Source organism: uncultured Gimesia sp. (assembly GCF_937919775.1).
In the GTDB taxonomy this organism is placed as follows: Bacteria; Planctomycetota; Planctomycetia; order Planctomycetales; family Planctomycetaceae; genus Gimesia.
In genome coordinates this window covers 1-8,818 of record NZ_CALFPF010000804.1, presented here as the reverse complement: position 1 = coordinate 8,818, position 8,818 = coordinate 1, and the positions used below count along the sequence as shown (strand labels likewise).

10 protein-coding genes are annotated in these 8,818 nt (G+C 51.2%); 8 read left to right on the top strand and 2 right to left on the bottom strand.

Annotated elements, in window-relative coordinates; all coding sequences use genetic code 11:
• Both Q0294_RS22975 and Q0294_RS22970 read left to right on the top strand, forming a co-directional pair.
• Positions 1 to 353: HAD hydrolase-like protein (locus Q0294_RS22975; protein WP_299470152.1), on the top strand; the 353-nt coding region annotated here is incomplete at its 5' end.
• A 180-nt stretch (positions 354 to 533) separates the two neighbouring features.
• A complete protein-coding gene (locus Q0294_RS22970) occupies positions 534 to 1,043 on the top strand; it encodes a beta-hydroxyacyl-ACP dehydratase (protein WP_299470150.1) in 510 nt (169 codons plus the stop codon).
• A gap of 87 nt (positions 1,044 to 1,130) precedes the next feature.
• Here the strand turns inward: Q0294_RS22970 and pyrE are convergent, their stop codons facing one another.
• Positions 1,131 to 1,691, bottom strand: coding sequence for an orotate phosphoribosyltransferase (gene pyrE / locus Q0294_RS22965; RefSeq protein WP_299470148.1), 561 nt, complete (start codon positions 1,689 to 1,691; stop codon positions 1,131 to 1,133).
• Positions 1,692 to 1,865: 174 nt separating this feature from the next.
• A complete protein-coding gene (locus tag Q0294_RS22960; protein WP_299470146.1) occupies positions 1,866 to 3,140 on the bottom strand; it encodes a L,D-transpeptidase family protein in 1,275 nt (424 codons plus the stop codon).
• A 314-nt stretch (positions 3,141 to 3,454) separates the two neighbouring features.
• On the opposite strand from Q0294_RS22960, the gene Q0294_RS22955 reads away from it, so the two are divergent.
• The 6 genes from Q0294_RS22955 to Q0294_RS22930 form a co-directional block, all read left to right on the top strand.
• The gene (locus Q0294_RS22955) at positions 3,455 to 4,129 is read left to right on the top strand and encodes an ABC transporter ATP-binding protein (protein WP_299470144.1); all 675 of its coding nucleotides are present in this window, start codon (positions 3,455 to 3,457) and stop codon (positions 4,127 to 4,129) included.
• 66 nt (positions 4,130 to 4,195) lie between these two features.
• Positions 4,196 to 5,551, top strand: a complete 1,356-nt coding sequence (locus Q0294_RS22950) for an FtsX-like permease family protein (RefSeq protein WP_299470142.1) — start codon at positions 4,196 to 4,198, stop codon at positions 5,549 to 5,551.
• Between the two features lie 376 nt (positions 5,552 to 5,927).
• Positions 5,928 to 6,080 carry a hypothetical protein gene (locus tag Q0294_RS22945; RefSeq protein ID WP_299470140.1) on the top strand — a complete coding sequence of 51 codons (153 nt, stop codon included), beginning with the start codon at positions 5,928 to 5,930 and terminating at the stop codon, positions 6,078 to 6,080.
• 57 nt (positions 6,081 to 6,137) lie between these two features.
• On the top strand, positions 6,138 to 6,851 hold the full coding sequence (locus tag Q0294_RS22940; protein ID WP_299470138.1) for a DUF3299 domain-containing protein: 714 nt from the start codon (positions 6,138 to 6,140) through the stop codon (positions 6,849 to 6,851).
• A 106-nt stretch (positions 6,852 to 6,957) separates the two neighbouring features.
• On the top strand, positions 6,958 to 7,878 hold the full coding sequence (locus Q0294_RS22935) for a hypothetical protein (RefSeq protein WP_299470136.1): 921 nt from the start codon (positions 6,958 to 6,960) through the stop codon (positions 7,876 to 7,878).
• Between the two features lie 69 nt (positions 7,879 to 7,947).
• Positions 7,948 to 8,818: hypothetical protein (locus Q0294_RS22930; protein ID WP_299470134.1), on the top strand; the 871-nt coding region annotated here is incomplete at its 3' end.

Genomic DNA, 8,818 nt, shown 5'->3' with positions numbered 1-8,818 from the left:
AAGTATTGCGGGGATTGGCCTCACAAGGTACACTGCCCCCCCTTTCCGAACTCTTCACTCAGGAATGTTTTTGTCTATCCTGGCACGAAGGAGTCCGCAAACCATCGGCGTCCCTTTATGAAAAACTGGTCGACCGGTTCGGGCAGTTGGGTATTTCGCCGCAGGAAATCCTGCACGTGGGTACTCGTATTCATGATGATCTGGTAATTGCCAGGCAGTTTGGGATGAAAACGGTATTATTTGCCGGAGATTCCCTCAGTCTGCAGGCCAGTAAAGAAGAAGTCAGAGATCCCGACAAAAAACCTGACAGATTGATCACTAATTTGAACCAATTAGTGGAAATCCTCGATTAACATAGACTGCCGATTTTGCTAAGATCACAGGTTTTATCAGCAGTTAGCGTTGCCTTCATTACCTCGTGAATCGTAGGCAGAAACAAAATTTGCCTTGTCAAAACCATTTCGTTCACGTGATGGCCCCTGCCAGGGAACAAGGGCTTTTTAAAATGACGCCCGTTTTGGAGAAAAGAGAACATGCCTCCCAAGTTGCTTTATGGTGGAATTGACTTCGATTTTGAAAACCCTTTGTACGGAATCGAAGCGATCCGGGAAATCAACCCTCAGCGATTTGAGATGGAACAACTTTCGGGCATTGTGCATATCGATAATGAAAAGCATGGCATCGTCGGTTTTAAAGACGTCTCCGAGAATGAATTCTGGGTTCGCGGCCACATGCCCGGTTTTCCCCTGATGCCGGGAGTCATTCTCTGCGAATGTTCCGCTCAATTGGCCGGTTTCTATGCCCGGAAATACAAATTGCTGGGAGGAGACTTCCTGGGTTTTGGCGGGATGAACGATGTTCGTTTCCGCGCCCCCGTCTTTCCTAATCAACGTCTGGTCATCATGGCACAACTGGCGCGCATTCGGGCCGGCAAACGGGCCGAGTTCAACTTTCAAGGCCTGGTCAATGATAATATGGTGTTCAGCGGCCAGATGATCGGTGTTCCGATTGATAAAAATCAGCCCATTCCCGGCGTGGACTGAAAATCGACCGGAAACAAACTGAGGGAAGTAAACCGTCCGACTGAACTTCACAGGCGCTTGTGATCAAGCGCCCGGAGTGTTCGACGATTACGCATCTTCGGCGGGCGGTTCGATTCCAAAATCCTGAATCGTCAGCAACGCCTTGAACGGGATATTGCGTTTGGCGAAATTCGCAGCGCCCCCCTGGAGTCGATCGATGACCCCCAGCGCCTGCACCACCTGACAGCCAAACTCCTCAGCCCGATCGACGGCCAGCAATGAACTGCCTGCCGTGGTAATGACATCGTCAACGATCACGACTTTATCACCGGGCTGAACGGGGCCTTCGACATATTTGTTAGTGCCATGCCCTTTGGGTTCTTTGCGAACCATGAATCCGTTCAGTGATTTTCCCTGTTCGGCGGCAATCGCCAGCACGCCGGCGACAATCGGATCGGCGCCAATTGACATCCCGCCGATGGCGTCGAATTCGACATCCGCCAGCAGTTCCAACAGTCCTTCGCTCACCAGACGCAGACCATGCGAATGCAGGACGACCTGTTTTCCATCGAGGTAGTAACTGCTTTTCTTTCCGGAAACCAGCGTGAAGTCGCCAAACTTTAAAGCACGCTCTCGAAACAACTCGATCAGCTTTTCCCGATCAAACATGAATGCTCTCTTCTTTACCTGGAATGTGTGTCAATATGAGGAAGCGTCTCTGAACAGCGCATTGTCGCCAACGCACCGTTTCCGGCTCTGCCACACGTATTCTACAGGCTTGAATTCAACATTCAAACAGACCCGCAGAGAAAGAATCGAAAGCCTGCGGGATTAAGTCGGAAATCACGGGCGAATCACCACTTCCGAGTTCACACCCAGTAGGTCGTAGACTTCGGCGACATCTTCGTTGAGCATTCTCACACAGCCTCTCGACTCGGCCTTGCCGATGGAAGCCGGATCAATCGTGCCATGAATTCCATAGCTGTCCCCCAGATCAATCCAGCGTTCGCCCAGCGGATTAGTGGGATCATCGTTGGCAATCACACCATCGGGGCCGTAATAGGTCGGATCAACGAGCTTCTCTTTGACCTGAAATTTTCCGGTCGGCGTGCTGTGATCTTTGCCCGTACCAATCGCATAACGTTTCACGAAATAACCGTGGGCATGCACGGTCAGCGAGAAATCGCTCAAATCGACAAACGCGGAAAAAGGCCCCTTGATGACTTTCAGTTTCTGACCGGGGCGAATTTTCTTCGGGTCAATCTGATTCAGCTTCGACAGATATTCCCAAGTGATGTGATACTGGGTTGCCACTTTTCGCAGTTGATCGCCGGGCTCGATTTCATGCGGCGTCATGAAATGGGGCTGAGGCGAGAAATAAATCATGCGCGCGGTCTCTGTGATGCGCGACTTGATCACGGGATATAATTGCGGTTGATTCCAATAAATTTTGGATAGCTGCTTATGCGCGTCGATAATTTTTCCCTGCTGAATTAACTGATCGATGGCAATCAAATCGGGTGGAACATTCTCCGGCTGCGCTCCGTCCACTTCTTCTTTAAAACTGGCATGTTCGGCTGTTTTGATGACGGGCGCACTCGCGCGTTTGATGCCTTCCGGCGGATTCAGTTTCTGCGGGGCATTTCTGTCGGTTGCGGACTGTTGTGAGGAGAGCGACTTCTCATCCCTGAACAGGGGCTGCGCTGAAGCTTTGAATTGTTTTGGTTCGATGGCCTCATTCACGGGAGAATCAACTTCGGGCGCGGACTCCACAACTTCACCAGACAAGGTCCGCTTGTAAATGCGGGGCACTTCGATATCCCTGATCTGATAGGAACGCTGATTGTCGTTCCCCTCAGGCAATTCTTCCGCCGGCGGTTCCGACTGCGCAATGATTGTCTCCTGCGCCAGCACGGGTTCCACATATTGCGGAGCAGCCTGATTCTGGCCGGCGGCTGCCGAATCCTGAGATGAGTCTCGCAAGGCGCCCGTCGGTGCGCTGCCCAGATGGAGTGGAATCCACTCATACTTCCAGGAAGCAGTTCCCAAAATGCCCAATCCTGCTACCATTAATAATCGAAAGGGAGTCATCCAGCGACCCTGTTTGCGACTTCTCATCTTGTCATCATCCTTGATTCACAATCCAGACACACATCGGTTAAAATCAGAGAGGCGGGACTATAGCAAATCCGCTGAAATAAGCCTACGGCGATCCTGCGCCAACCGACTTGTAAAACCGTAGACGTAAGTCATATATTAATAATTGTTTAAGACGCTTCAATCACAGCCCCTGATCGGGAGTAATTACAAAGATTTGTCAAAACAACACTAGGCAACAACATGCTTATTGCATAACATTTGCAAAAACAATCACGAAGATCTGTACCTGGATAATTTGATCAGCATTCTCAGATCCCCTGAACGAGGTCCGTATGTCACTGCTGCTGGAAAATGTGAAAAAGAGTTACCGCGAGCCCAATGGTTCCACGCTCCCCATTCTGGATATCGAGCGGTTCGAAGTGAAAGAGCGCGAACAGGTGGTGCTCATCGGCGAGAGCGGTTCGGGAAAATCGACGCTGCTGAATGTGATCTCCGGCATCACGGCGGCTGACAGCGGCAAAGTCACCATTGCCGGCACCGAAATCGCTTCGATGGCCGAAGTGGTCCGCGACCGATTCCGGGCCGAGCGCATCGGTTTTGTGTTCCAGACGTTCAATCTGTTACCCGCCTTTTCCGCGTTGGAAAATGTCCTGCTGGGAATGAGTTTTTCCCGCAAAAAGCCGAATCGCGATCGCGCGAAAGAACTGTTGGCGCTGGTGGGACTGGAACATCGGTTGCATCATCACCCCAAACAGATGTCGGTGGGAGAACAACAGCGCGTGGCGGTGGCCCGCGCACTGGCGAATCAACCAAAATTATTACTGGCCGACGAACCGACGGCGAACGTGGATCTGGCCAATCAGGAAACGATCCTGCATCTGTTGCGCGATGCCTGTGCCCAGAATCAGATTTCGATGCTGCTCGTCACACACTCGCAGGAAGTGGCCAAACAGTTTGACCGCGTGGAAACTCTGAGCGATTTCAATAAAGTTCACGCCAAAGTTTAGTTCTGATGATTTTTCAGTGGATGTCCTTCATCTTTTATTCCTCAGCAAACAAAGCAATTCTGCACTATGAATACTCTGACTATTGCCTGGAAAAGTATCCGACAACGTCGTCTCGCCTCTCTGTTGACGGCTTTGAGTGTTGCCCTGGGTGTCACACTGATGATCTCCGTCCTCGTCATCAACGGCGTGATTGACCGGATGTTTAACCAGACGGCCAGCGGTTACGATTTGATTGTCGGTCCGAAAGGCAGCGCGCTGCAACTGGTTTTGAACACGGTTTTTCGTGTCGGTGCTCCGATTGAAAACCTGCCTTATCGCTACTACACCGAATTAAAAAAAGACCCGCGCGTGGAAGAGGCGATTCCGTTCGCCATTGGCGACGTGACGCAAACAGGAGGTTTTCCGATTGTCGGCACCATTCCCCGTTATTTTGCACTGGAGTACGTTCCCGGCCGTCATTTTCGGATCAACGCTGACGGCAAATTCTTGCCGGGAACCTGGGATTCCGTGATCGGCTCGGCAGTCGCAAAACAAAACAACTGGAAGATGGGCGATGAATTCAGCCTGATTCATGGCTCCGCGGAAAGTGGGCACGTGCACGATGAAAAATTCAAAATCGTAGGGATTCTGGCGCCGACAGGCACCCCCAATGATCGCACGGTGTTCGTCAATCTGCGTGGGTTTTATCAGGTTTCCGGACATGAAAAACCACTCGAAGAAGCGATCCGCCGTGAAGCTGCTTTTTTTGGTGAAACAGTCGACGAAGAAAAACTGAAAACGCTGGCCAAAGAAAACGCGGCCCACGATCATCATGATCACGCCGGCCACGATCATGCCGGTCACGACCATGATGTTCCCGATGCCCAGAAAGAAGTCACCGCGATTCTGGTGCAGATGAAGGGGGACCGCTTGCGCGGCTTTACGACGATCAAATTTCAGTCTGAATTGAAAGAAGGCAATCAGGCGCAGGCCGTCAATCCGATTCAGCAGATCAGTTGGCTTATGACCAACATCGTGGGAAATATACGTACCATGCTGATTGTGCTGACCTCGCTGATCATTATCGTCTCCGGCGTCAGTATTTTTGTGAGCATTTATAATTCGATGTCAGACCGCAAACGGGAAATCGCCATCATGCGCGCCCTGGGCGCGGGCCGCACCACCGTGTTCGCGATTATTCTTTCCGAATCGGTACTGCTCTGCCTCGGCGGCGGTATCCTGGGAATCATCCTCGGTCACGGCCTGGTCTTCATCGCCGCTCCGATTATCGAAGCCCGCAGCGGACTGTTGATCAACCCGTTCGCCTTCAGTTCCGTCGAACTGATCCTGCTGCCGGTTCTGGTCGTCCTGGCGTCACTGGTCGGATTCATCCCGGCAATGACCGCTTACCGCACCGACGTCGCCAGTACGTTAAGCGACTGATTTTATTCTGTCGTCAGATTACGGGGGAACACCTGCTGAGCCACGCGAATGTGATTGAATTCGTGGCTCGCTGGCAAATCGGCTTCCAGAAGGCAAATATGCGATCCGTCGCGCAGAAATAATGAACAATTAAACAGAAGTCGTCTCCTTTCCAGAACCGGCCAGAGGCTTACTCCGTAAGTGACGGTCTATTCATGTCTTACAAATTGTCGTTGAATCGAATTTATTTTGCGGCGTCCTGCGTTCGTCTGGAGTTGACGTAGCACATACTTAAGATTGATAATAATTCAACAAAAAACAAATCGTCGCCGTATATACTGTATCAACAGAGTGTCTAAGTGAGTTCCCGAAGCGAGGCTGCGGGGCGTTTTCCGACTTGGCAAAGTTACGCGCTACCCGTGCCGCTTCGCTGGTTTCTCTGACTTTCTGTGCGAATTCAGGGGTGCTCTGGCTCCTGTTGCATGATATGATGAAAGCGGAGAATGTGGCTCACGTCCAGAAACAGGCAATGTTCGGGGATCGTGAGTGACGATTGTTTATAGTATTTGTTTTTTATTCTTGCTGAATTTTTGAAAGGCCTTGCAACATGTCGCAAGTTCTTGATGGATCCAATCAATCTTTACAGAATGCCGTCACTGTCCAGGACGAGTTTTCTTACAAACCCGTGCCGCCAACTGCTGTCGTGGGGCTGGTTTTAGGTCTGTTTTCGTTCATCGCGCTGTTCGGTATTATCGGATTAGGAATCGCCGTTTTCGGGATCGTCGTTTCTCTCTTCAGCTTATTCAGCATCAAACGATCTGCGGGAGAGCTGGGTGGCAAGACGGTGGCGATCGCCGCGGTTACGCTGTCGACGTTTTTCCTGATCACCGGAATTTCCTATCAGTCTTTCGTTTATGCGAATGAAGTGCCCGAGGGATACCATCGGCTCAACTTTGCCAGTGATATCGCCGCCAAGGAATTTGTCAAGACAGACGGCGTCACCAGGGTCGATCCTGACGTACTCAAACTGGACAAGCAAAAGGTTTTCCTCAAAGGCTACATGTATCCCACCCGACAAACAGAAAATCTGAAAAGCTTTATTCTGGTCAAAGACAACGGCCAGTGCTGCTTTGGCGGACAACCTGACGCTAAAGATATGATCCTGGTTGAAATGCAAGGCGATCACAGTGCCAATTTTTACGCAGGCCTGGTGTCCGTCGCCGGCGAATTTCAAGCAGAAGCACCGACGCAGGCAGGAGAACTGAGACCCGTTTATCAGTTGAAGGGAACACATTTTGAGCAGGCAAGGACCGCCTATTAATTTCTGTGCCCTTAAATACAGAGAGAAAGACACATTACCATTTTATTCACCGAATGGCTCAGATTGATCGACAGTCTGAGCCATTATCAACTTTGCCAAGAAGTTGGTGCAACCACCCGATCATCAGGAGTTTGATCACGTGCAGGCCCACCTTTACCCCGCCCGCCAGATGATTACTTTTTTACTGCTCCTGAGTGTGGGCAGTCTTGCTGTGTCAGGAACCGGCTGTTCTTCGTCAGAACAGACAGAGTACCGCCAGTTCAGCGACAAGATTGATCAAAGCGGTCAGGAAACCGTCGCTGCGTCAGACGCCGCCGACTCAAAATCGCCTGCCGCGCAGCAGAATCAACAATCCGCAACGCAACCGGAAACACGGGCAGACGCAACGCCTGAACCTGCCCCAGCGAAACAACAGACAACAACAGCAGACAATTCGCCTGCAAAAGCAGAACCGACGCCGACTGCGAATCAACCTGCAAAACAAATCCGCGTAGAGGAACTGGCTCTGGTTGCCCGCAAGCCGGATCCCAGCCAACGCGCATTGACGGAACAGGAGCAAAAAGAACTCGCCGCCAGCGAACCGCGCGAAGTGAAAATACTCGTGAAAGATCGCTCCTTTCGCAAAGTAGCGCCTGAAAATGTACTGCTGATCAACTACGATGATATTGATTTACTCAAAGTGATGAATATGGAACCGGTCACTCCCCAGGCACCGGAACTGATGCCTGAATGGCTCAAGGACCTGGATGGCCAGCGGATTCGTATTCGGGGCTTTATGTATCCGCCGTTCCAGCAGACGGGTAATGAATTTTTTCAACTGGCCCGCGATAACCAGATCTGCTGCTTTGGCAAAAACCCGAAGATTTATGACCTGTTTCCCGTAGTGATGCGGGACGGGGTGACGACCGATTATATTCTCAACCGCCCGTTTGATGTCGTCGGCGTATTCCATATTAAAGCAGAAACCGTCGATGGCGAACTACAGCGGATCTATCTGATTGACGACGCCATCGTGATCGATAAATAATATTCACAGGCATTAACTAAACATACACGTTTCCACAATACAGTTTTCAATCGCCACGAGGTTCGGCAAATGAATCGTTTCACAAAATACAGCAAAAACCGTTTTATCCTGGGACTGCTCTGCGGGCTGTTCGTGATGTCACAATCACTTTATGTCACAGCCTGTCCTTTCTGTTCGGCCCCGTCGCTGACATTGACCGAGCAACTCTCGCAGTCTGATGTCGCCGTCCTCGCCCAGTGGTCGGAAGCGGAAAAAGGCACACTGGACAAAGCCGGAAAAACGGTCTTTGAAATCAAAGAGATTATCCGTCAGTCGGATAAAGACAAACTGAAAGTCGGCGAGCAGATCACCATCAATCGCCATCGTCCCGGCAAAAAGGGAAATCTGTTTTTGCTGCTCGGCACGAAAGGCACCAGCGTCGACTGGGGCGACCCGATTGAAGTCACCGAAACGAGCTTCCACTACATTTCGCAGGCCCCTGCTCCGGAAGAAAAAACATCCAAACGCCTGCGGTACTTCATAAAGTTCCTGGAATTTCCGGACCAGATGATCTCGAACGACGCTTACGCCGAATTTGCCAATGCCCCCTACGAAGAGATCACCCCGCTCGCCAAAGAATTGCCGCGGGAAAAGATCCGAAAGTGGATTGTCGATCCTGAAACTCCCGTCACCCGCCTGGGATTGTATGGACTGTTGCTGGGACTCTGCGGCCAGCAGGCTGACGTCGCGTTTATGGAAAAGAAAATCAATGAGCCCACGAAAGACTTTCGGCTGGGCATTGATGGCGTGATCTCGGGATACCTGCTGCTGACCGGTGCAGAAGGCCTGGATAAAATCGATCAGTCGAAGTTCGTCCCCAAAGATGTCGCCTTCAGTGAGACCTATGCCGCCATGCAGGCACTGCGGTTCATGTGGACTTATGGCGATGGACGCATCAGTA